Raw genomic sequence first — 21,257 nt, 5'->3', positions numbered from 1 at the left:
GGGCTCAGCTGCCCTCCTTGCCCCCCCGCTTCGCCGTCTCCTTGATCGCCGCCACAAACTCGCTCACATCGTCAAAGCTGCGATAAACCGACGCAAAGCGCACATAAGCCACCTTGTCCAGCTTGCGCAGCTCCTTCATCACCCACTCGCCCAGCTGTGTCGAGTCCACTTCCTTGTCGCCGCTCTGGCGCAAGCGTGCCTCGATCGACTCAATGGCCAGGTCCAGCGCCTCGGCACTCACCGGCCGCTTGCGCAGCGCCACCATCATCGAGCCCTTCAACTTGGCCCGCTCGTAGTCGGTGCGCCGCCCGTCACGCTTCACGATGGCGGGCAACTCGATTTCAGCGCGTTCATACGTGGTGAAGCGCTTGTCGCACCCACTACAGCGGCGGCGGCGGCGGGTCGAATCCCCTTCGTCGGAATCACGGGTTTCAACGACCTGGGTGTCGGGGTGGGCACAGAAAGGGCAACGCATGGTGAAAGACCATCCATCCAGCAAAGAACAAAAAACCCGGCACAGGGGCCGGGTTGGGGTATCACTCGATCAACGATAAACCGGGAAATCGCGGGTCAGCGCCGCGACCTTCTCGCGCACACGGGCCAGGTTGGCTTCGTCGTGCGGGTTGTCCAGCACATCGGCGATCAGGTTGCCCACGGCAATGGCCTGCTCTTCCTTGAAGCCACGCGTGGTGAAGGCAGGGCTACCCAGGCGGATACCGCTGGTCACCATCGGCTTTTGCGGGTCGTTGGGAATGCCGTTCTTGTTGCAGGTCATGTGCGCCTTGCCCAGGATGGCTTCGGCTTCCTTGCCCGTCAGGTTCTTGGGGCGCAGGTCCACCAGCATCACGTGGCTCTCGGTGCGGCCCGACACAATGCGCAGGCCGCGCTGGGTCAGCGTGTCAGCCAGCGCCGCGGCGTTTTTCACCACTTGCTGCTGGTAGGCCTTGAACTCGGGCGACAGGGCTTCCTTGAAAGCCACGGCCTTGCCCGCGATCACGTGCATCAGCGGGCCACCCTGGATGCCCGGGAAGATGGCGCTGTTGATCTTCTTGGCGATTTCTTCGCCACGCATCAGGATGATGCCGCCACGGGGGCCGCGCAAGCTCTTGTGCGTGGTCGAGGTGACGACGTCGGCGTGCGGCACGGGGTTGGGATACACGCCTGCGGCGATCAGGCCAGCATAGTGGGCCATGTCCACCATGAAATAGGCGCCGATTTCCTTGGCGATCTTGCCAAAGCGCTCGAAGTCGATGCGCAGGGCAAAGGCCGAAGCCCCGGCGATGATCAACTTGGGCTTGTGCTCGCGCGCCAGGCGCTCCATGGCTTCATAGTCGATGTCTTCTTTGGCATCCAGGCCATAGCTCACCACATTGAACCATTTGCCCGACATGTTCAAAGGCATGCCGTGGGTCAGGTGGCCGCCTTCGGCCAGGCTCAGGCCCATGATGGTGTCGCCGGGCTGCAGCAGGCCGAAGAACACGGCCTGGTTGGCTTGCGAGCCCGAGTTGGGCTGCACGTTGGCGTATTCGGCGCCAAACAATTGCTTCAGGCGGTCGATGGCCAGTTGCTCGACCACGTCGACGTACTCGCAACCGCCGTAGTAGCGCTTGCCGGGGTAGCCTTCGGCGTACTTGTTGGTCAGCTGGGAGCCCTGCGCCTGCATCACGGCGGGCGAGGTGTAGTTTTCCGAGGCGATCAGCTCGATGTGGTCTTCTTGGCGCTTGTTCTCAAGCTGGATGGCAGACCAGATCTCGGCATCAACGTTGGCCAGGGTTTGTTGGGCGCGGTCAAACATGAAAGGCAGTCCTCTTCAGTCGTGTGAAGACCCACCGCAGCACATCATTGCTGCCAGAGGGCTGCCCAGGCGAACGGCGTAGCAGCGATCAGGCCAGATGCCTGGTGCCGGCCGCGCTTCCCGGTGGTTCACCACCTCAGATCCCAGAAGGGGACCGTCTATCGCCAGTCGCGCGGCAAGTCTGGATTGTATCGGACCCAGGCGCTCAGTGCGCCAAAGCCACCTGTTCGGCCCTGCGAATGGGGGCCGACTCGCTGGCAGAGGGTGCCGCCGGCAGGGCTGCTGGCGGAATTGCTACGGCGGGGCCAGGATTGCCGCCCTGCACAGCCGCCGCCTCAGGGTGGGGCTGAGCTGCCGCAGCAGGCAACATCTGAGGTGCCGATGGTTCGGCCTGCACCATGGTCTGCACAGGTGTAGACACGTTCACGGGCACCTTCTGCCCCGCCACCACCTGCCGCAGGAAAGCCTGCTCGGCCAGCACGCGGTAGGCATAGCCCCCGTCGTTGGCCATGTTCGCGGCGCCCACGTAGTACTTCAGGCCACCTTCCAGGCTGCCGGCGCGCTGAATGCACTCCTTCAGAACCTGCACGCCCACGCGCAAATTGGTCACCGGGTCAAACGCGGCGTTCTGCCCGCCAAAGATCTGGTACTTGTCGTGGTGGATGCGTGTCATGACCTGCATCAGGCCCTGGGCACCCACATGGCTTTGCGCAAACGGGTTAAAGCTGGACTCGATGGCCATGATCGACAGGATCAGCGTGGGCTCGACGCCCGCACGGCGGCCCACGTCCCAGGCTTCTTGCACCAAACGGCTGATGGGCTCGGGCGCCACGCTGTAACGGCGCGACAGCCAATAAGCCACAGCGGCCTGCTGGCGGGTCAGATCCGCCGGGTCAATCGCCGTGGCCCGCTGAATGGCCTCAGGCTCGGCCATGGCCAGCAAGACGTCATTGAGTTCAGGGTCCACCGCCACTTGCGTGCGGGCGGTGGCACGGTCCACCAACCAACTCAGCACCTGGCTTTCCAAACCATGGCGCACATCGTCACGGCCGGACAAAAACACCACCACAGCCACCGCGGCCAAGCCCAACAGGGCCAATGCGTTGTGGCTCACCTGGCGCAAACCAGTCACCACATCCTGCACAAACAAACTCACGCCAGCGCGTGCGGACGAGACCAGCTCGCTCACGTCACGATTGATTGCTGTCATGACACTCCTTTCCTCACCACGGTTCACTGGAGGTCTCCAGTAGCGTCGATGGCGATAATCACCCCCATCATGGGCACGTCCACTGCTGGCCGTGCTGCGCCGCTGAGACACAGGGAAAACCCGGATAAAAAGACTCCGGGGTCGTTGCGAGCGGATTCTAGGCAAGCCTGTAATAACCAGTCAAGCATAAAGAAATCATCTCTTATACATAAAACATGAAATATCGCGACCTTCGGGACTTCGTGTCCGGCCTGGAAAAGTTGGGCGAACTGAAACGTGTGGCAACACCTGTGTCGGTGCGGCTGGAGATGACCGCCATCAGCGATCGCGTGCTTCGGGCAGGCGGGCCAGCGCTTTGGTTTGAACAACCGACTGGCCTGACACCCCCGCGAACCGGGGGGGCACCACTTCCGAAAATCCCAGTTTTGACCAATTTATTCGGCACGCCGCGCCGTGTCGCTTTGGGCATGGGAGCCGATGACGTCAGTGAATTGCGCGACATCGGTCGCATGTTGGCCAGCCTGAAAGAGCCCGAACCGCCCAAAGGCCTGAAGGACGCCGGCAAGCTGTTCAGCATGGCCAAGGCGCTGTGGGACATGAAGCCCTCACGGGCGGGCAAGGCGCCTTGCCAGGAGCACGTCCTGGAAAGCAGCGATGTGGACCTGGGCAAGCTGCCCATTCAGCTGTGCTGGCCTGACGACGCCGCCCCACTGTTGACATGGGGCCTGGTCGTCACCCGAGGCCCCCAGGGCGTGCCCAAAGCGCGCACGCGCCAAAACCTGGGCATCTACCGCCAACAGTTGATTGGGCCCCGACAGGTCATCATGCGCTGGCTGGCCCACCGTGGTGGCGCGCTGGATTTCCGGGAGTTCGCGTTGGCCAACCCTGGTCAGCCCTTCCCCATCGCCGTGGCCTTTGGCGCCGACCCCGCCACCATCCTTGGCGCGGTCACCCCCGTGCCCGATTCCTTGAGCGAATACCAGTTCGCCGGCCTGCTGCGCGGCAGCCGCACCGAGGTGGTCAACACGCAAGTGGGTGAGCGCACCGCCGAAGGCGACCACTGGCTGCAAGTGCCGGCCAGCGCCGAGTTCGTGCTCGAAGGCCACATCCCCACGGCCCCGGCCGGCTTCAAAGGCAGCAGCGACCATGGCGTGCCGTTGATGGAGCGTGGCGGCTACCTGCATGCGTTGGAAGGCCCTTTCGGCGACCACACCGGCTATTACAACGAGCAGGACTGGTTTCCGGTGTTCGAAGTGCGCCGCATGACGCACCGCACCGACCCCGTCTACCACTCCACCTACACCGGCAAGCCGCCAGACGAACCCGCCGTGCTGGGCGTGGCCCTCAATGAAGTCTTCGTGCCCATCCTGCAAAAGCAGTTTCCCGAAATTGTCGATTTCTACCTGCCCCCCGAGGGTTGCAGCTACCGCATGGCCATCATCAGCATGAAGAAATCCTATCCCGGGCATGCCAAGCGGCTGATGTTCGGCGTGTGGAGCTACCTGCGCCAGTTCATGTACACCAAGTTCATCATCATCGTGGACGAGGACGTGGACACCCGCAACTGGCAGGAAGTGATCTGGGCCATCACCACCCGCATGGACCCGGTGCGTGACACCACCTTGGTCGACCAGACACCGATCGACTACCTGGATTTCGCCTCACCGGTGAGCGGCCTGGGCGGCAAAATGGGCCTGGACGCCACCAACAAATGGCCCGGTGAAACCAGCCGCGAGTGGGGGCGCACCATCACCATGCCCGACGAGGTCACACGCCGTGTCGATGGCTTGCTGCAAGACATCATGGGGACCAAATTCACGGCAGGTTGATCCCATGCTGACAAAAGGACTTGCACCCGGCCGTGGCTTGGATTAATCTGAATTTGCCTGCTGAACAGGCACCTTGAAAAGACGCAGTCACTGCGTCTGACGGGATGTGGCAAACGTTAATCTTTGCCCTTTCCAAGGACGGCTTAGGCCGCTCCAACCCCCGGCCCAGGCCGGGGGTTTCTATTTCTGGGCCTGATTTTTAACGAGGCTTAACTCCCAGCCAGCATGCCCAGCAGCTCGTGACAGAGCAGGCGCACGTTGACCATGCCACCGCCTGAAGGAATCCATTCCAGGATGGGGTTGGTTTCCTTGCCCCAGAACTTGCCCGGGGCCGGCGTGATCACAGGCGCGGGCTTGCCAGCGCGCGCCGCCCAACTGGCCGCGGCCTGTTCAAAGGCCCGCCTTGAACGCGGCATGTGGAAGGCATCGGTCACCAACACGATCTCGGTCACGCCTTGATCCGCCAGCAAGGTCACCGCGCCCGCCGCATTGCCCCGGGTGTCGGCCGAGTCCTTTTCAACCCAGCGCAAAGGCAGGCCGTAAGCCTGCTCAGCCACCCGCCCAGCCACTTCAGCCTCGGCAGGGCCATCCTGCACGCCTTTCTGCCCCCATCCCACCCCCCCGGTCACGCCCAAGGGCCATCCCGTCAAGCGGCTCAGCCATACGCCATAACGCAGACGTTCAGCAAAGAAATGGGTCAGGTCCGTGACACCGTATTCCTGAGACTTGGGCACCAGGCCCGCGCCCAGCACCATGATGCCCACCGTGGGCGGCGGCGGCGCCTTGCCCTGGCGCCGGGCCAGCGCCACCTGCTGTGCATAGACCTTCCCGCTGGCGGCCAATCTGTCCTGGGTTTCGCCCAGCAAGGCCGGCGGCGGCCGCAACACGTGGTTTTGCAGCCAGGTGGCTGTGCCAGAGCAACTGCCCAGCCACAAACCGACCACGCCCACCAGCAGCAAAAAATAACCAAGATTGCGTCGCGGCAGGATCAGCCGGGCTCCCACCAACACCAGTACCAGCCAGGGCACCGGGGGCAACAACAACGCGCTGATCAATGGCTTCCAGGCCGCCCAATCCTGCATGGCGGGCCCTTGTCAGAAAAAGGCTTGCAAGCCGGTCTGGGCACGGCCCAGGATCAAGGCGTGCACATCGTGCGTGCCTTCATATGTGTTGACCGTTTCCAGGTTCACCATGTGCCGCATGACGTGGTACTCATCGTGGATGCCATTGCCACCATGCATGTCGCGGGCCAGGCGCGCCACGTCCAGCGCCTTGCCGCAGTTGTTGCGCTTGATCAGGCTGATCATTTCTGGTGCGGCCTGGTGTTCGTCCAGCAAACGCCCCACGCGCAGGGCAGCGTGCAAGCCCAAGGTGATCTCGGTCTGCATGTCGGCCAGCTTCTTTTGAACAAGCTGGGTCTGGGCCAGCGGCCGGCCAAACTGGATGCGGTCCAGCGTGTACTGCCGCGCAGCGTGCCAGCAGAACTCGGCCGCGCCCATGGCACCCCAGGCAATGCCATAGCGCGCCTTGTTCAGGCAGCCAAATGGCCCTTTCAGGCCTGACACATTGGGCAGGATGTGCTCGTCCGACACCAGCACCTGGTCCAGCACGATCTCACCGGTCACGCTGGCACGCAGGCTGAGCTTGCCCTCAATGCGTGGCGTGCTGAAGCCTTTCATGCCCCGCTCGACCACGAAACCGCGGATGGTGTCGTCCAGCTTGGCCCACACCACCGCCAGATCGGCGATGGGTGAATTGGTGATCCACATCTTGGCGCCGTTGAGCACATAGCCGCCCTCGACCTTGGTGGCCCGGGTGACCATGCTGCCGGGATCGGAGCCGTGATTGGGCTCGGTCAGGCCAAAGCAACCCACCCACTCGCCCGTGGCCAGTTTGGGCAAATATTTTTGCCGCTGCGCCTCGCTGCCATAGGCATGGATGGGGTGCATCACCAAAGAGCTTTGCACGCTCATGGCGCTGCGGTAGCCCGAATCAACCCGCTCCACCTCGCGTGCGATCAGTCCATAGCAGACATGGTTGACACCCGCGCAGCCATAACCTTCAATGGTGGCCCCCAGAAAGCCCAAGGCACCCATTTCATTCATCAATTCGCGGTCAAACCGCTCTTCGCGGTTGGCCAAAAGGATGCGAGGCTGCAGCTTGTCCTGGCAATAAGCCTGGGCAGCATCACGGATCGCACGCTCCTCGTCCGACAGTTGGGCATCCAACAACAAGGGATCGGCCCAGGAAAATGTGGCTTTGCTCATGGAATTGACTTGGTTTGGATGATCATTGCGCATCGCACGTCAGTCTACGCACAAGGACACCGCCCATGGAAGCTAATGCCCCCCAAAGCAACACCATTGAAGAAGCCACGTTTGGTGGTGGCTGCTTTTGGTGCGTCGAAACCGTTTTCAACCAATTGAAGGGCGTGATCGACGCCGAATCCGGCTACAGCAATGGCCAACATCCCAAGCCAAGCTACGAAGACGTCTGCTCAGGCACCACGGGCCATGCCGAGGTCGTGCGCGTGAAGTTCGACCCCAGCCAGGTCAGCTACCACCAGCTGCTCGAGGTATTTTTCACCATCCACGACCCCACCACGCTCAACCGCCAGGGCAACGACGAGGGCACCCAGTACCGATCAGGCATCTACACCCACAACAGCGAGCAGGCGCACCAGGCCCGGGCCTTGATCGAGCAACTGGAAACCAGCCATGCTTTTGGCAAGCCCATCGTGACCGAAGTGCGCCCTCTGGCCAACTACCACCCTGCCGAGGCTTACCACCAGCGCTATTTCGAGCACAACCCCCACGCTGGCTATTGCGCCTTCGTCGTCGCGCCCAAGGTGGCCAAGTTCCAGAAGACCTTTGCCGACCTGCTCAAAAAGGATTGATCGCTCAAGGCGCCAGCCGGCGCATCACCCATTGCCCGCTTGAGTTCAGCTCAAAGATCAGGCGATCGTGCAAGCGTGACGTGCGTCCTTGCCAGAACTCCCAGCGGTCGGGCACCAGGCGATAACCTCCCCAATGCGGAGGCCTGGGCGGGTCATCGCCCAACTTCAACTGCTGATCGGCCCAGGCCGACTCCAAGGCCTCCCGAGACGGGATGACTTCGCTTTGCGGCGAAGCCCAAGCACCAATCCGCGAGCCCAGAGGCCTGGAGCGGTAGTACTCATCTGACTCGGGCTCGGCCACCTTTTCAACGCGCCCCTCCACCCGAACCACCCGCTCCAAGGGTCCCCAAAAAAACTGGATCGCTGCAAATGGGTTGGCGGCCAGATCCCGCCCTTTCCGGCTGGCGTAATTGGTGAACCACACCAATCCGCGCTCATCGGCCCCCTTGAGCAAAAGCACCCTGGTGGAAGGCCGTCCGTCCGCGCCCGCCGTCGCCAGGGTCATCGCATTAGGCTCCGACAGCTTGGCCTGCACGGCGTCGTCAAACCATTGGTGAAATTGCGCCAGGGGATTGGTCTGCACATGCTCTTCGTCAAGGGCTGCACGTTCATAGCTCTGGCGCATCTGCGCCAAGTCGTGTGATGTTTTTTCCATCCATCAAGTATCGGCCAGTCTGCCCCTTGCGGCGAAGCAAAACGGCTTAAACCCGTCTGGGGTATTTGCCTAAGTAATGGTGCTCTGGTGCATTGCAGCAATTTGGCTCACACTTTGTTGCAAGTCCTTGCCGAACCATGAACCATCAGCCCACCCTCATCATCCTGGCCGAACCCACGCCCGCTGGCGCCGGGGTGCCGGGCACGGCCGGCCCATCAGCGGCCAACGGGCAGGCATTGGGGTTGTTCTCGGTCATGGACAGCACGGTTCGCCGCGGTTTGGCCAGCGGTCTGCCCATGGTCGTCGTGGCGCCCCCTGACATGGCCAGGCAAGCCCGCCAGCTGCTGCCGGGCAACGATGTGATCGAACTACCGGACATGCCCCCATCTCGGTCGCGCGCCGATCGGTTGGCCAGGGCAGTGGCGGCGGGGGTTGAGGCCAGCGCCAACGCCCCTGGTTGGCTGCTGCTTCCCGCCGACATGCCCATGCTGCAAGTGGACACCCTGCGCGCTGTGGCCAACGCCGTTGCGCTGTACACCGTGGTGTTTCCTCAATACCGCCACCGCCGAGGCCACCCCGTGGGCTTCTCGGCCGAGTTGTTCTCTGAACTCATCCGCCTGGACAGCGAGCGCGATCTGGCCCGCCTGACCGCCCGTTACCCCGCCATGGGCGTGGATGTGGACGACCCTGGCGTGCTGATGGCCCAAGACGCCCAAAGCGGCCTGGCGCAACTGCGCGTGCAATTGCATAGCACCAACTTGGCACCTCGCTGAGGCCTAGCAAGGCACCAGCAGCGCCCATGGCGCTCGCAAATGGTCGCAAAAAGCCCCAACTAGTGGAATCCCGAGGAACGACGGATGTTCCACGCTCCATGGTTTCCCTAGTTTTCCGGGCTTTCACCAAGCAAAGCCCCCCACTCACGGGGGGACCTCAATTCGGTGCTGCGGCACTATTCATTCACTAAATCTTGCAACCCGCAAGCACTTCCAAAGGAGCTACTAAATGAAACTGCGTTCCATCTCTTTCGCCGCCGCCACCCTCGTTCTGGCCGCTTCCGCCAATGCCTTGACCATTGACTGGACCAAGATGCAAGGCACGTCCAGGCTGGACTTCTCGGCCAACGCCATCAGCCTGTTCCAGGCTAACGGCGGCAAGCTGGTTGCATTGGGCAACACCACCCCCGTCGGCACCAGCGCCTGGAGCTTCTCGCTGCCCATCACCAGCATCGAAATCAACGGCTCCCTGAAGGTTGCTTCCGGTCAAGCCAGCGGTTCGGCTCTGGACATCGTCCGCCGCACCCTCGACGAAGACACTGGTGAAGTCATCACCTCGGGCATCGTTCTGGCCAACTTCAAGCTGGACTACATCGCCAAGAAGGTTCTGGCTGACGCGACACCTCGTGGTGGCGCAACTCAAGCCATGTTTGCTGTGTACGACTTCAACGTCGCCACGCCTTTGGCCTTGAAGTACAAGTTCCCCCTGACCGTGACTGGCCATGAAGTGCTGGACAAGATGATCCTGACTCCCGCCGCCGTGAACCTGTTCGCCTCGTCGCTGGGCCTGTCGGGCGATGCCGTTCTGAACTTGGTGGCCACCACCGACTTCGGCACGCTGACCCAAGACATCAGCACCAACGCTCGCAAGCCTGCCGTGTCGAAGACACCTTACGTCCCTGCTCCCTGAATTTCAACGATGGGGTTGGCCGAGTAGCTCCGTCGGTCAACTCGTCAAAGATTTTCATGCTGCAAAAAGGCTCCCAATTGGGAGCCTTTTTGCATTTTGCGTTTGATTGAATAAGCTTAGTTGCGCGAGGCGCCGGCAAAATCGGGAAATAGTGAAATCCCGTAGTCTCCCGCCCACTTACAACCACCTGGTTACCCCAATTTTTCACACTATCCAGGGGGGCGGACGCCTCGACCCCCTGTTTGCGGGGGGCATTGGAAAATTGCTTTGATGCAACATTGAGTCATCCAATCACTTGCATCAAGCAAGCTTGTTCACCAAGGAGCCAAAATGAAACTGCTGACCATCCGTTCTATCTCTTTCGCTGCCGCCACCCTCGCCATGGCCGCATCCGCCAACGCGTTGACCATCAACTGGAGCGGCCTGCAAGGCACCTCCACGTTGAACTTCTCGGCCGACGCCATCAGCCTGTTCAAGGCCAACGGCGGCAAGGTGGTTGCCCTGGGCAACACCACGCCCATCCTCGAAACCGGTGCCACCAGCGCTTGGTCGTTCAGCCTGCCCATCACCAGCATCACCATCACACCTTCGCTGAAGATTGGCGCCGGCCAAGCCAGCGGCTCGGCCTTGGACATCGTCCGTAAGACCTTGGATGAAGACACTGGCGCTGTGATCACCTCGGGCATCGTCCTGGCCAACTTTAAGCTGGACTACATTGGCCACCAAGTGTTGGCCGATGCCACCACCCACGGTGCCACCACCAAGCCCATGTTCGCGGTCTACGACTTCCACGTGGCCACGCCTCTGGCTTTGAAGTACAAGTTCCCCCTGAGCATCACCGGCCGCGAAGTGCTTGACCAGCTGAAGCTGACCCCCGCCGCCGTGGATCTGTTCGCCACGTCCCTGGGTTTGTCGGGCGATGCCGTGATCAACTTGGTTCGCAGCACGGACTTCGGTACCCTGACGCAAGAAATCGCAGTCAAGGTGCGCAAGCCTGCTGTGTCCAACACGCCTTACGTTCCTGCTCCTTGATTTGAATACAGAAGGCCTGCGCAAGTGGGCTGACTGATTCAAAGCCCAAAATAAAAAAGCTGCCATTTGGCAGCTTTTTTATTTTGGGCTTGGGTTTACTTTAGAAGTTGTACCCAACGCTCACCATCATCACATATGGGTCCAACGTTTGGGTTTGTTTCCGCGTGAACGTTCCCAGATTGGCACCGCCATTAACGCGATTTGCGGGATCAGAGTTACGGTAAGCCTTCATACCCACCAATTGAGTATTAAGAATACTACCGGCGCCGCCAAACTGCAATGACCGGATATTTTCCCCTAACTGCCCAGGCCAATACGTGAAAATAGGTGAGTTCCACGTAAAGTTCGTGTCGTAAGTGACAAGAGTAGTCTCCAACTTGGCTTTAAATTGGCCGAAATTGAAATTCAAATCCCACCGGTCATTAATGGCATATTTACCCCCCACCAACCACCCAAGGCCAAGAGAGCCTTTGCTTGAAACTTTTGTACGCCCGCCAGTCCAGCGCTCCAACTCTGACGTGGCATGCATATCATAGGGAAGCAAATAATTAGCCGACAACGAAACCGAAGGACGAAACTTGTCAGCCTTTTGGCCAAAATAGTAGTGCCCAAATACAAAAAAACCAAGTGTCTTAGCAGAGATAATCTTCCCTGCATTCTGAAAAGTACCAGCACCATAAATATCTGCTTCAAAAGGCAACGCCATCACAGGAACTTCGATCGCCCACTTGTGTTCCTCATCAAAATACATCCCAACGGTACCAACCATACCTGGCTTGGGATCAGAAACATTGGCTTTGACGTTATCAGGCAAACCAAGAACATCCACCCCTGTGCCATTGAAGAGCGTACCCTCCGTTGCCGTTCCATAAATGGTACTTACATCGCCATTTGAATTATCACACGCTGCGATACCACCAGTACAAACCCACCCGCGATCACCAGGCGTAAGAACTTGAGGCAAACCAGAAGCGCCAATAACCGCAGGACGCGACAACACCGGCCCACTGACATCTCTGGCGGCCTCTGATTTATTATTCATCTTGAACCCAAGCACACCAAACCGCGCAAATATATTGCGCGATGGCTCAATCTTGAGCTCCTTACCATACCGGTCGGTCGTAGTTTCAGCGCCGGCACTGGCCATGGCACCCAAGAAAATCAATCCAGCAACTGCACTCAAACGGAACGGCATTGTCATATTGTCTCCAGCGATGATAGGTTCTTTGGGGTCATGCCCCAATTATCGTCAATCGACCCAACCCTGATGTAAAAAACCGCTCTGTACCACAGAGCGGTTTTATGAGGGAAAGTTTTTATGCTTTCCCTGCCAAGTACTTCAAAGTCCTGGCGTTAAAGCGCAAGCAAGCGCTTTAACTTAGGCAGCGCGGCGGCGGCGAGCCACTGCGGCGATACCGGCCAAGCCCAGGCCCATCAACACGTAGGTCGAAGGCTCAGGGATAGGAGCAGGAGCCGTGAAAGTACCGGAAGCGTTGGTCGTGCCCCAGTTGGCCGTGCGCACCAAGGTGGCGACAGGGTCAGTGGCTGCAGTCGACAGACCCAGCGAAGTCAACACGGTGTCGGCCGTGGTGCCATTCATGCGCAGGCTGCCAGCCAAGCTACCGCTGGCCGTGCCGTTGGCCACACCACCAGCAACCGAAGTCACTTGGATGTTGCCGCCCGTGCCGCCCACGACGCCAGGAACGTCAGCCGTGAAGATGGCTTGCTTGCCGTAGCTGATCAGCGCGCCGGAGTCAGTACGCGAGTACAGGTTGGCGAAAATCGTGGAGTTGCTCAGGTTCACGTCGAAGTTAGCCATGAACACGCTGCGGGTGGTCGTGGTTTCGTCGTCGTTGAACGTCGTGCGGCGGATTTGAACCAACGAGTTCGCGGCTTGCAGCGAAGTCAGTGCGTCACCAGTGATGGTGGCGGTGTTGAACGACAGGCTCACGTTACCGGTGGCCTTGGTGTAGACCGCGGTGTTGGTGGCACCAGCGCCGGGCAGGCCGGTGATGGTGGGGATGGTGGCAGCAGTCACCACTGTCGAGCCAGAAGCGCTCAGAGCCGACAGAGCGTCAGCCGAGAAAGTCAGGCCGCCCGAACCGGAGACAACGCTCCAGGTGCCGGCATAAGGAGTCGCGCTAGCAGCACCGACAGCAACAAACGCGGCGGCAGCCACGATGCTCTTGAATGCAAATTTCATATTTATCTCCACACAAAAGCGGTCCCTTTTTTCGAAATCCAAAAATCTAGAGAGGCGTCCGCGTATTCCTCTTGTCGACTCACAGACTTTACCGATCTGTCTAGCTTAAGCATAAGGGCCTTTAGTCTGGGCAGACAACGGGACAGGTGCGAATTGCCCTCCTTTGGCGGTCAGGGAAACCCCCGGCCGAGCCTGTCGCCCCCCTGACTAGGGGTGGGGTTGACCCTAGAACCAGTGACAACCCTCGGCGGTATTCAAGCCAAAAACACCTTGGCGAACTTGCGCTTACCCACCTGGACCACAAAAGTTCCCTTGAGCAGCTTCAAAGTTTTGTCACCGACCACGCCGCCGTCCACCCTCACACCGCCCTGCTCGACCATCCGCATGGCCTCGCTGGTGGATGGGACCAAACCAGCCTGCTTGAGCAATGCGCCCACACCCAGCCCCGCGCCATCGGCAGGCAGCGCCAGATGAACCTCTGGGATGTCATCCGGCACACCGCCTTTAGATCGGTTCACAAAGTCAGCCAGTGCGCTTTCAGCGGCCTGCGCGCCGTGGAAGCGACTCACCACCTCCTGGGCCAGCAGCACCTTGGCATCCCGAGGATTGCGCCCGGCAGAGCATTCTGCTTTGAGCTGCGCGATGCTGGACAGCGGCGCAAAGCTCAGCAATTCAAAATAGGACCACATCAGTTCATCAGAGATGCTCATCAGCTTGCCAAACATGCTGTTGGCCGCCTCGCTGATGCCCACATAGTTGTTCTTGGACTTGGACATCTTTTCGACGCCGTCCAAGCCCACCAGCAAAGGCATGGTCAAGATGCACTGGGGCTCTTGCTCATACTCGGATTGCAGATGCCGCCCCATCAGGAGGTTGAATTTTTGGTCAGTGCCACCCAATTCCAGGTCGGACTTGAGGGCCACCGAGTCGTAGCCCTGCATCAAGGGGTACAGAAACTCATGCACGCTGATCGGTGTGTTCGCCTTGAACCGCTTGGTGAAATCGTCGCGCTCCATCATGCGGGCCACGGTGTAACGCGAGGCCAACTGGATCATGCCGCGCGCGCCCAAGGCGTCGCACCACTCGCTGTTCTGGCGGATTTCAGTGCGTTCGGGATCCAGCACCAGACTGGCCTGCTTGTAGTAAGTCTCGGCGTTGACCTTGACTTGCTCGGCGGTCAGAGGCGGACGGGTGCTGTTGCGGCCAGACGGATCGCCAATCAATGACGTGAAATCGCCTATCAAGAAAATGACCGTGTGGCCGATATCCTGGAGTTGACGCAATTTGTTGAGCACCACGGTGTGGCCCAGGTGGATGTCTGGCGCAGTGGGGTCCATGCCCAACTTGATGCGCAAAGGCACCTTGGTGGCCTCGGAGCGCGCCAGCTTTTTCACCCATTCGCCCTCCGGCAGGAGCTCATCGCAACCACGGCGAGTGATGGCCAAGGCCTCCATGACCCGGTCGGTCAGGGGATGAGAAAGCGATGCTTCAGGGGGTTTTTCAGGGGGCAGCATATTTACCGATGGGTGAAAATCTTACGGCAGGTGACAAGAGCGTGACAGCTATACTTGCTTTTCAGGGATTTTAGGGGACAGCCCCCTATGTAGCGGGAATTCGAGTTTTGGCTTCTAACAACGACCTGTTCACCACGCTGAAGTCTTTGCGCAGTTCCGCTCTTTCGGGCCTGCAAGCCACCCAGGATGCCCTGCACCAGCATCCTCGCCGCGTCGCCGCCGCTGTGCTGGCGCTGTTGGCGGGCTCCACCATGACGGCGTTCGGTGTCGCCCCGCTCACGGCGGCTCAACTCAATACCCCCCCCAGCATTTCGCAAATCAGCGAAGCCCTGCCCCTGCCAGATTTGGCCGGGCAAGTTGTGCAACTGGATGAACAGGGGCTGTCCCTGTACCGCAGCGATGTCTCGCGCGCCAGCGACACGGTCGACACCCTGCTTCAACGCCTGGGCGTCAGCGACCCGCAAGCAGCCGAGTTTTTGCGCACCGACCCCGTCGGGCAGACCTTGCTCTTGGGCCGCCCCGGGAAAATGATCAAAGTGGTCACCCTGCATGGCCGATTGATGGAGCTGGTGGCACGCAGCCCCGCGCATCAATCCGAGCAGTTGGACTCGCACTTCACCCGTCTGACGGTCAGCCGTGCCGACGACCACGCACCCTTGTCCGCCCACACCGAGCAAGCGCAGCTGCAGGCCAGCACGCAACTGGCCACGGGCACCATCTCATCCTCCCTGTTCGCGGCAGCCGATGAGGCGAACATCCCTGACTCGATCACCAACCAGGTCGCCGAAATCTTTGGCAGCGACATCGATTTCCGCCGCGAACTCCGCAAGGGTGACGCCTTCAGCGTGCTCTACGAAGCCCACACCGCCGATGGCGAGCCCATCACCTGGGGCGGCTCAGCCGGCCGGGTGCTGGCGGCCCGCTTCATCAACAAAGACAAAGTCCACAACGCGATCTGGTACCAAGAGGCCGGCCACAAGGGTGCCTACTTCGACATGACCGGCGTGAGCAAGACCCGCTCTTTCCTGGCTTCGCCCTTGGCGTTTTCTCGGGTCACCTCCGGTTTTTCCATGCGTTTTCACCCCATCTTGCAGCGCTGGAAGGCGCACCTGGGCGTGGACTACGGCGCCCCCAATGGCACGGCGGTGCGGTCGGTCGGCGATGGCCGGGTGAGCTTTGCCGGACGGCAAAATGGCTACGGCAACGTGATTCAACTGCAGCACTCCGGCGACCGGATGACCGTGTATGCACACTTGAGCCGAATCAACGTGAGCGTGGGGCAGACCGTGGCGCAAGGCCAGCTGATTGGTGCCGTGGGCGCCACTGGCTGGGCCACTGGGCCACACCTTCACTTCGAATTCAAGGTCAATGGCCGCCAAGTGGACCCGATTGCCATTGCCCGCTCATCCGAAAGCACGCAGCTGTCGCCCCAAGCCCTGGCTCAATTCAAGCAGATGGTGGTGAGCATTGCTCAAAGGCTTGACGCGGCCGAGCAGCAAAGCCTGGCAGGCGCCCAGTCCACGGCACGTTTCGAATAAACGTCGGATGAAACCTGCCCGCAGCGAGCTCTACATTGGCTTGATGTCGGGCACTTCGCTGGATGGCATTGATGGCGTCCTGATGGATTTGGGCTCGTCGCCACCATGGCGTTCGCTGGCCCATGCGCATCAACCATTCGACCCTGCCCTCAAGCGCACGCTGCTGGCCCTCAACACAGCCGGCCCGAATGAATTGCACGAAGCCGCCCTGGCCGCCCAAGACCTGGTGGCCAGTTGCGCGCAAGTCGTGAAGGCCGTCTGCGCCCGAGGCGGGGTCACACCCCAACAAGTGCGTGCCATCGGCGCCCATGGCCAGACTGTTCGCCACCGGCCAGAGCTGGGTTACACGCTGCAGCTCAATGCGCCGGCCCTGCTGGCTGAATTGACGGGCATTGACGTGGTCGCAGATTTCCGCAGCCGCGATGTTGCCGCCGGCGGACAAGGCGCCCCCCTGGTGCCAGCCTTTCACCAGGCCTTGTTTGAAAGCCCGAAAGACACGGTGGTGGTACTGAACGTGGGCGGCATGGCCAACCTCAGCATTTTGCGGTCCGGACAAGCTCCACTTGGTTTTGATTGCGGCCCAGGCAACGCCTTGATGGACGCCTGGTGCGAACAGCACACTGGCCAAGCTTATGACGAAGACGGCGCCTGGGGCGCCCAGGGCACGGCGGACCCAGCCGCCCTGGAGGTGGCGCTGTCAGACCCGTTCTTTGCCCTGCCGCCCCCCAAGAGCACTGGACGAGACCTGTTCAACGCCAGCTGGCTGCAGCAATGGCTGACCACCGCAAGCCTGACAAACTGCCCGGCGCAAGATGTTCAGGCCACCCTGTGCGAGTTGACTGCACGCAGCGCTGCACTGGCCACGCAGGCCTTTGCGCCCATGGCCACTCAATTGGTGGTGTGTGGAGGGGGGGCTCTCAACGGCGCACTGATGCAACGATTGCAAGCCAACTTGCCCGGCGTGGCCGTTCAGCCATCAGATGCCCGCGGCCTGCCTGTGATGCAGGTTGAAGCCGCCGCGTTCGCCTGGCTGGCCCACCGCCATGTTCGCCACCTGGCTGGCAATGTGCCGCAAGTGACGGGAGCCAAGGGCCCCAGAATCCTGGGCGCCCTCTATCCAGCTTGATCCGCCTGATCAGGCCGAGAAGCTGGAACCACAACCGCAAGTGGTGGTGGCATTGGGGTTGCGGATCACGAACTGAGCGCCTTCCAGGTCATCCTTGTAATCGATTTCGGCGCCCACCAGGTACTGCAGGCTCATGGCATCGATCAGCAAGGAAACGCCGTTCTTTTCCATGCGGGTGTCGTCTTCGTTCACGATCTCGTCGAATGTGAACCCATACTGGAAACCCGAGCATCCGCCACCTTGGACGAACACACGCAGCTTGAGGTCAGGGTTGCCCTCTTCGGCGACCAATTCCGCCACCTTGCCTGCCGCGCTGTCAGTGAAAACAATGGGGGCTGGGGGCACGTCGCCAGCCAGGGCTTCGGGGGCAGTGGTTTCAAGAACAGCGGTCATTGGGATTACTCCAGGTACAAATAAGAGGCGAAAGAGGCGAGCCTTGCTCAGCCGTTGTTCGACGCCAGCTTCAAAGCTGCGGGCTTGTCGTCAGATTTCAAGGGATGCAACTCACCATCGATGGTGGCGCCTTGGTGCATTTCCAGAGCCTCGTAGCGTACATCACCCACGATGCGCGCTTTGGGTTGAAGCTCCAGCAGGTCTTCAGCGATCACCGGACCGTTCACCGTGCCGTTGATGATGACATGGCCAGCCCTGACCTTGCCGGTGACCTTGGCTTTGTCACTGATGACCAAGAGGGAACGGCCTTCGCCTGTGCAGGTGATATTGCCCACGACCTCGCCATCGATGCGCAAACCATCGGCAAAGCGCAATTCGCCAGTGATGACGGTGCCTTCACCCACCAGGGTGCGGATAAGGGGGGTTTTCTTCCAACCAAACATCATGGGCATTCCTTCGTGATCACATCCGCAGGGATTGCGTGGCGACTTCCTTGCCATTGTCGTCAAGCACCCGCACCTGAACCTGCTTCACCACAGCATTGGCAGGGTATTGAACTGTGCCATCTACACGGCGATATTGTTTGAATTGCAAAGGCTGGCTCACCACAGGCCCTGGCTGAAGCCAAGGCTTGCCATCGAAGGTGCCCGACAGCAGCAGCTCGTAGCGCCCCTTGAACTCAGGCTGCACGCGCCCGCCATGCTGCATGACCAGCACCTGAAAGCGCAACTGCCCCTGGGCAGGCAAGTCGGCCTGCAGTCCACGAACAGACAGGCCTTCACTGGTGGAGGCCGGCAGCAAACGCTCGAAGAATCCAAGGTCATCCTTCAGGGCCTGGTTTTCAGACTCCAGGGCCTTGACCTGTTCCGTCAGGCGCATTTGGGTGGCCCGCTCGGCCTTGATGAGGCTGTCGGCGGCGTTCGCCAGCGACTGCGCGCGGTCACGCTCTTGGCGGGTGTCATCCAGTTGCTGGCGCACCTGCAACAGATCGTCGGATACCGGGCGAGCGCCGGGGTTCAAGCCGGCGATGTTGCGGCCGAACTCAAAGGCCCAAAGCCCGATCGCCCCCGAAAACCCCAGCACAAGCGCCGCCAGCACCCACCGCACGGGCCATGGCAAGTGACTGCGCACCGACATGCGCGGCGCGCTGATGGACAGGCGCCGCCTGATCAGCCGCCAGCGCATCAGGGCAGGACCGGCACGTGGGTCAGCCCCAGGTGTTCTTCCAGGCCACACATCAGGTTCATGCACTGCACGGCCTGGCCCGACGCGCCCTTGGTGAGGTTGTCTTCCACCACCAGCACCATGACCGTGTCGGGCAAGGGGCGGTGCACTGCGATGCGCACGGTGTTGCTCGCGCGCACGCTGCGGGTCTCGGGCGCGCTGCCAGCCGGCAACACGTCCACGAAACGCTCACCTTGGTAGAAGGACTCGTACAAAGCCTGCAGATCGGCCGCCTGGCCTTCGCTGTTGAGGCGTGCGTACAAGGTCGAATGGATACCGCGGATCAATGGCAGCAGGTGCGGCACAAACAGGCAGTTCACGCTGTCGTCGCCCGCGATGATGCGCAATTGCTGGTTGATCTCCGGACCGTGCCGGTGGCCTTTGACGCCATAGGCCTTGAAGTTGTCGCTGGCCTCGGCCATCAATGTGTGGACCTCGGCCTTGCGCCCTGCCCCAGACACGCCCGATGCGCAGTTGGCGATCAAGTGCGTGGGGTCGATCAGCTTGTGCTTGAGCAGGGGTGCATAACCCAGCTGCACTGAGGTGGGATAGCAGCCTGGGTTGCCAATGATGCGGGCCTTCTTGATGGCCTCGCGGTTGATTTCGGGCAGGCCATACACCGCCTCGGCCAGCAGATCGGGGCAGCTGTGCGCCATGCCATACCACTGCTCAAACTCGGCCAGGTTTTGCAGGCGGAAATCAGCCGCCAGGTCGATCACCTTGACACCGGCAGCCAGCAGCTCGCGCGCTTGCGCCATGGCCACACCATGCGGCGTGGCGAAAAACACCACGTCGCACTCCGACAGCTTCGCTTCGTCCGGCGTCACAAAGGGCAGATCGACATGGCCGCGCAGGCTGGGGTACATGTCGGACACCGGCATGCCCGCTTCCTTGCGGCTGGTGATGGCCTGGATCTGGACCTGGGGATGCTGCGACAGCAGGCGCAGCAATTCGACGCCCGTGTAGCCCGTGCCACCGACGATGCCGACCTTGATCATGATGATTCCTTTGATGCCTGGAGCGAGAAGCTCGCCATTCTAGGGTGAATGAAAAAAAACCCGCCACAGTTGCCTGGGCGGGTTTTTCTTGTCAGACAAGCCTGCCCCAACAGCAGCAGGCTCTGACCAATCGGATCAGCGCTTGCTGAATTGCTTCCGGCGACGAGCACCGTGCAGACCGACCTTTTTACGTTCGACTTCGCGAGCATCGCGGGTCACGAAGCCGGCGCGGCTCAAGTCAGGCTTGAGTGCTGCGTCGAAATCGATCAGAGCACGGGTCACGCCGTGGCGCACAGCGCCGGCTTGACCAGACTCGCCGCCACCCTTGACGCTGACCTTGATGTCGAAAGCTTCGACATTGTTGGTCAGGAACAGAGGTTGCTTGACGATCATGATCGAGGTTTGACGGCCGAAGTAGTCTTCGACAGGCTTACCGTTGACGATGATCTGGCCGGTGCCCTTCTTGATGAAGACGCGGGCGATGGACGACTTGCGACGTCCGGTGCCATAGTTCCAATTACCGATCATGGCCGCTCCTTAGATTTCCAGGGGCTTCGGGCTTTGCGCGGCGTGCGGATGAGCACTGCCTGCGTAAACCTTCAGCTTCTTGATCATGGCATAGCCCAGGGGGCCCTTGGGCAGCATGCCCTTGACTGCCTTTTCAATGGCACGACCAGGATGCTTGGCTTGCATGTCCTTGAACGTGGTGGCGTGGATACCGCCGGGGTGACCCGAATGGCGGTAGTACACCTTGTCAGTGGCCTTGTTGCCAGTGACACGAATCTTGTCCGAGTTGACGATGATGATGAAGTCACCGGTGTCAACGTGTGGCGTGTAAATGGCTTTGTGCTTTCCGCGCAGACGGAGAGCGACTTCGCTGGCCACTCGTCCTAACACCTTGTCGGTGGCGTCGATCACAAACCACTCGTGCGTCACTTCGGCCGGCTTGGCGCTGAAGGTATTCATGAATTTTCCTAAGTGGTGAAACTGACTGACTGTCATCATTGGTGCCACTTCTTGGAAAATTGTGGTGGCCTCTCAGACAACGCCGCTGTTCTATAAAACGTCTATAGACAATAGCTGGATTTGAGCAATCCATCCCCGGCAGTCAAGTCGGGAACCCGAAATTCTACTTCGATAACCACTCTTAGCGCAATAGCG

The 21,257-nt window shown here is 60.6% G+C and carries 22 protein-coding genes and 1 riboswitch; of the genes, 7 read left to right on the top strand and 15 right to left on the bottom strand.

The window, feature by feature from the left end:
* Positions 1–4: 4 nt before the first annotated feature.
* The 3 genes from nrdR to LQ232_RS03160 all read right to left on the bottom strand — a co-directional run bounded on the left by nrdR (position 5) and on the right by LQ232_RS03160 (position 3,005).
* On the bottom strand, positions 5–475 hold the full coding sequence (gene nrdR, locus LQ232_RS03170; RefSeq protein WP_230178911.1) for a transcriptional regulator NrdR: 471 nt from the start codon (positions 473–475) through the stop codon (positions 5–7).
* A gap of 69 nt (positions 476–544) precedes the next feature.
* Positions 545–1,795, bottom strand: coding sequence for a serine hydroxymethyltransferase (gene glyA / locus LQ232_RS03165; RefSeq protein WP_230178908.1), 1,251 nt, complete (start codon positions 1,793–1,795; stop codon positions 545–547).
* Between the two features lie 56 nt (positions 1,796–1,851).
* Positions 1,852–1,977: riboswitch (ZMP/ZTP riboswitch) on the bottom strand.
* A 23-nt stretch (positions 1,978–2,000) separates the two neighbouring features.
* Entirely contained in the window at positions 2,001–3,005 is a 1,005-nt protein-coding gene (locus LQ232_RS03160; RefSeq protein WP_230178906.1) for a lytic transglycosylase domain-containing protein, read from the bottom strand.
* A 215-nt stretch (positions 3,006–3,220) separates the two neighbouring features.
* Here LQ232_RS03160 and LQ232_RS03155 point away from each other — a divergent pair, with 215 nt between their 5' ends.
* Positions 3,221–4,834, top strand: coding sequence for a UbiD family decarboxylase (locus LQ232_RS03155; RefSeq protein WP_230178904.1), 1,614 nt, complete (start codon positions 3,221–3,223; stop codon positions 4,832–4,834).
* A gap of 209 nt (positions 4,835–5,043) precedes the next feature.
* Here LQ232_RS03155 and LQ232_RS03150 read toward each other — a convergent pair whose 3' ends face one another.
* The gene (locus LQ232_RS03150) at positions 5,044–5,916 is read right to left on the bottom strand and encodes a YdcF family protein (protein WP_230178902.1); all 873 of its coding nucleotides are present in this window, start codon (positions 5,914–5,916) and stop codon (positions 5,044–5,046) included.
* A gap of 12 nt (positions 5,917–5,928) precedes the next feature.
* Complete coding sequence (locus tag LQ232_RS03145; protein WP_230178899.1) at positions 5,929–7,101, bottom strand: acyl-CoA dehydrogenase; 1,173 nt, start codon at positions 7,099–7,101, stop codon at positions 5,929–5,931.
* 65 nt (positions 7,102–7,166) lie between these two features.
* On the opposite strand from LQ232_RS03145, the gene msrA reads away from it, so the two are divergent.
* Positions 7,167–7,730 (top strand): peptide-methionine (S)-S-oxide reductase MsrA, encoded by a 564-nt coding sequence (msrA, locus tag LQ232_RS03140; RefSeq protein ID WP_230178898.1) that lies wholly within the window; start codon positions 7,167–7,169, stop codon positions 7,728–7,730.
* A gap of 4 nt (positions 7,731–7,734) precedes the next feature.
* On the opposite strand, the gene pdxH is transcribed toward msrA, so the two are convergent.
* A complete protein-coding gene (gene pdxH / locus LQ232_RS03135; RefSeq protein ID WP_230178896.1) occupies positions 7,735–8,385 on the bottom strand; it encodes a pyridoxamine 5'-phosphate oxidase in 651 nt (216 codons plus the stop codon).
* Positions 8,386–8,522: 137 nt separating this feature from the next.
* Here pdxH and LQ232_RS03130 point away from each other — a divergent pair, with 137 nt between their 5' ends.
* The 3 genes from LQ232_RS03130 (at position 8,523) to LQ232_RS03120 (ending at position 11,100) form a co-directional block, all read left to right on the top strand.
* A complete protein-coding gene (locus LQ232_RS03130; protein ID WP_230178893.1) occupies positions 8,523–9,158 on the top strand; it encodes an NTP transferase domain-containing protein in 636 nt (211 codons plus the stop codon).
* Positions 9,159–9,387: 229 nt separating this feature from the next.
* Positions 9,388–10,068: a hypothetical protein gene (locus tag LQ232_RS03125; RefSeq protein WP_230178892.1), complete on the top strand. Its 681-nt coding sequence runs from the start codon at positions 9,388–9,390 to the stop codon at positions 10,066–10,068.
* A 330-nt stretch (positions 10,069–10,398) separates the two neighbouring features.
* On the top strand, positions 10,399–11,100 hold the full coding sequence (locus tag LQ232_RS03120; protein WP_230178891.1) for a hypothetical protein: 702 nt from the start codon (positions 10,399–10,401) through the stop codon (positions 11,098–11,100).
* A 100-nt stretch (positions 11,101–11,200) separates the two neighbouring features.
* Here LQ232_RS03120 and LQ232_RS03115 read toward each other — a convergent pair whose 3' ends face one another.
* The 3 genes from LQ232_RS03115 to tyrS form a co-directional block, all read right to left on the bottom strand.
* Entirely contained in the window at positions 11,201–12,301 is a 1,101-nt protein-coding gene (locus LQ232_RS03115; RefSeq protein ID WP_230178890.1) for an OmpW family outer membrane protein, read from the bottom strand.
* Between the two features lie 177 nt (positions 12,302–12,478).
* A complete protein-coding gene (locus tag LQ232_RS03110) occupies positions 12,479–13,303 on the bottom strand; it encodes a PEP-CTERM sorting domain-containing protein (protein WP_230178889.1) in 825 nt (274 codons plus the stop codon).
* Between the two features lie 254 nt (positions 13,304–13,557).
* A complete protein-coding gene (gene tyrS, locus LQ232_RS03105; protein WP_230178888.1) occupies positions 13,558–14,817 on the bottom strand; it encodes a tyrosine--tRNA ligase in 1,260 nt (419 codons plus the stop codon).
* 107 nt (positions 14,818–14,924) lie between these two features.
* On the opposite strand from tyrS, the gene LQ232_RS03100 reads away from it, so the two are divergent.
* Both LQ232_RS03100 and LQ232_RS03095 read left to right on the top strand, forming a co-directional pair.
* Positions 14,925–16,355: a M23 family metallopeptidase gene (locus tag LQ232_RS03100; RefSeq protein WP_230178887.1), complete on the top strand. Its 1,431-nt coding sequence runs from the start codon at positions 14,925–14,927 to the stop codon at positions 16,353–16,355.
* Positions 16,356–16,362: 7 nt separating this feature from the next.
* Positions 16,363–17,481 carry an anhydro-N-acetylmuramic acid kinase gene (locus LQ232_RS03095; RefSeq protein ID WP_230178886.1) on the top strand — a complete coding sequence of 373 codons (1,119 nt, stop codon included), beginning with the start codon at positions 16,363–16,365 and terminating at the stop codon, positions 17,479–17,481.
* Between the two features lie 9 nt (positions 17,482–17,490).
* Here LQ232_RS03095 and erpA read toward each other — a convergent pair whose 3' ends face one another.
* The 6 genes from erpA to rplM form a co-directional block, all read right to left on the bottom strand.
* Complete coding sequence (gene erpA, locus LQ232_RS03090; RefSeq protein WP_230178885.1) at positions 17,491–17,874, bottom strand: iron-sulfur cluster insertion protein ErpA; 384 nt, start codon at positions 17,872–17,874, stop codon at positions 17,491–17,493.
* A gap of 47 nt (positions 17,875–17,921) precedes the next feature.
* Positions 17,922–18,317: a polymer-forming cytoskeletal protein gene (locus LQ232_RS03085; protein ID WP_230179708.1), complete on the bottom strand. Its 396-nt coding sequence runs from the start codon at positions 18,315–18,317 to the stop codon at positions 17,922–17,924.
* 19 nt (positions 18,318–18,336) lie between these two features.
* On the bottom strand, positions 18,337–19,059 hold the full coding sequence (locus LQ232_RS03080) for a DUF6776 family protein (RefSeq protein ID WP_230178884.1): 723 nt from the start codon (positions 19,057–19,059) through the stop codon (positions 18,337–18,339).
* Positions 19,059–20,096, bottom strand: a complete 1,038-nt coding sequence (argC, locus tag LQ232_RS03075) for an N-acetyl-gamma-glutamyl-phosphate reductase (protein WP_230178883.1) — start codon at positions 20,094–20,096, stop codon at positions 19,059–19,061. The genes LQ232_RS03080 and argC overlap by 1 nt, the downstream gene beginning before the upstream one ends.
* A 135-nt stretch (positions 20,097–20,231) precedes the next feature.
* Complete coding sequence (rpsI, locus tag LQ232_RS03070; RefSeq protein ID WP_230178882.1) at positions 20,232–20,624, bottom strand: 30S ribosomal protein S9; 393 nt, start codon at positions 20,622–20,624, stop codon at positions 20,232–20,234.
* 9 nt (positions 20,625–20,633) lie between these two features.
* Positions 20,634–21,062: a 50S ribosomal protein L13 gene (gene rplM / locus LQ232_RS03065; protein WP_230178881.1), complete on the bottom strand. Its 429-nt coding sequence runs from the start codon at positions 21,060–21,062 to the stop codon at positions 20,634–20,636.
* Between the last annotated feature and the right edge of the window lie 195 nt (positions 21,063–21,257).

The sequence above is a fragment of the Aquabacterium sp. CECT 9606 genome, from assembly GCF_918741295.1.
GTDB lineage: Bacteria > Pseudomonadota > Gammaproteobacteria > Burkholderiales > Burkholderiaceae_C > Aquabacterium.
Note: the sequence above shows the minus strand (reverse complement) of the source record. Positions and strands in the feature narration are given on the sequence as shown.

What these genes read in the sequence shown, in the direction of transcription:
- nrdR (WP_230178911.1), bottom strand. Translation starts at nt 475, where the DNA reads ATGCGTTGCCCTTTCTGTGCCCACCCCGACACCCAGGTCGTTGAAACC.
- glyA (WP_230178908.1), bottom strand. Translation starts at nt 1,795, where the DNA reads ATGTTTGACCGCGCCCAACAAACCCTGGCCAACGTTGATGCCGAGATC.
- LQ232_RS03160 (WP_230178906.1), bottom strand. Translation starts at nt 3,005, where the DNA reads ATGACAGCAATCAATCGTGACGTGAGCGAGCTGGTCTCGTCCGCACGC.
- LQ232_RS03155 (WP_230178904.1), top strand. Translation starts at nt 3,221, where the DNA reads ATGAAATATCGCGACCTTCGGGACTTCGTGTCCGGCCTGGAAAAGTTG.
- LQ232_RS03150 (WP_230178902.1), bottom strand. Translation starts at nt 5,916, where the DNA reads ATGCAGGATTGGGCGGCCTGGAAGCCATTGATCAGCGCGTTGTTGTTG.
- LQ232_RS03145 (WP_230178899.1), bottom strand. Translation starts at nt 7,101, where the DNA reads ATGAGCAAAGCCACATTTTCCTGGGCCGATCCCTTGTTGTTGGATGCC.
- msrA (WP_230178898.1), top strand. Translation starts at nt 7,167, where the DNA reads ATGGAAGCTAATGCCCCCCAAAGCAACACCATTGAAGAAGCCACGTTT.
- pdxH (WP_230178896.1), bottom strand. Translation starts at nt 8,385, where the DNA reads ATGGAAAAAACATCACACGACTTGGCGCAGATGCGCCAGAGCTATGAA.
- LQ232_RS03130 (WP_230178893.1), top strand. Translation starts at nt 8,523, where the DNA reads ATGAACCATCAGCCCACCCTCATCATCCTGGCCGAACCCACGCCCGCT.
- LQ232_RS03125 (WP_230178892.1), top strand. Translation starts at nt 9,388, where the DNA reads ATGAAACTGCGTTCCATCTCTTTCGCCGCCGCCACCCTCGTTCTGGCC.
- LQ232_RS03120 (WP_230178891.1), top strand. Translation starts at nt 10,399, where the DNA reads ATGAAACTGCTGACCATCCGTTCTATCTCTTTCGCTGCCGCCACCCTC.
- LQ232_RS03115 (WP_230178890.1), bottom strand. Translation starts at nt 12,301, where the DNA reads ATGACAATGCCGTTCCGTTTGAGTGCAGTTGCTGGATTGATTTTCTTG.
- LQ232_RS03110 (WP_230178889.1), bottom strand. Translation starts at nt 13,303, where the DNA reads ATGAAATTTGCATTCAAGAGCATCGTGGCTGCCGCCGCGTTTGTTGCT.
- tyrS (WP_230178888.1), bottom strand. Translation starts at nt 14,817, where the DNA reads ATGCTGCCCCCTGAAAAACCCCCTGAAGCATCGCTTTCTCATCCCCTG.
- LQ232_RS03095 (WP_230178886.1), top strand. Translation starts at nt 16,363, where the DNA reads ATGAAACCTGCCCGCAGCGAGCTCTACATTGGCTTGATGTCGGGCACT.
- erpA (WP_230178885.1), bottom strand. Translation starts at nt 17,874, where the DNA reads ATGACCGCTGTTCTTGAAACCACTGCCCCCGAAGCCCTGGCTGGCGAC.
- LQ232_RS03085 (WP_230179708.1), bottom strand. Translation starts at nt 18,317, where the DNA reads ATGTTTGGTTGGAAGAAAACCCCCCTTATCCGCACCCTGGTGGGTGAA.
- LQ232_RS03080 (WP_230178884.1), bottom strand. Translation starts at nt 19,059, where the DNA reads ATGCGCTGGCGGCTGATCAGGCGGCGCCTGTCCATCAGCGCGCCGCGC.
- argC (WP_230178883.1), bottom strand. Translation starts at nt 20,096, where the DNA reads ATGATCAAGGTCGGCATCGTCGGTGGCACGGGCTACACGGGCGTCGAA.
- rpsI (WP_230178882.1), bottom strand. Translation starts at nt 20,624, where the DNA reads ATGATCGGTAATTGGAACTATGGCACCGGACGTCGCAAGTCGTCCATC.
- rplM (WP_230178881.1), bottom strand. Translation starts at nt 21,062, where the DNA reads ATGAATACCTTCAGCGCCAAGCCGGCCGAAGTGACGCACGAGTGGTTT.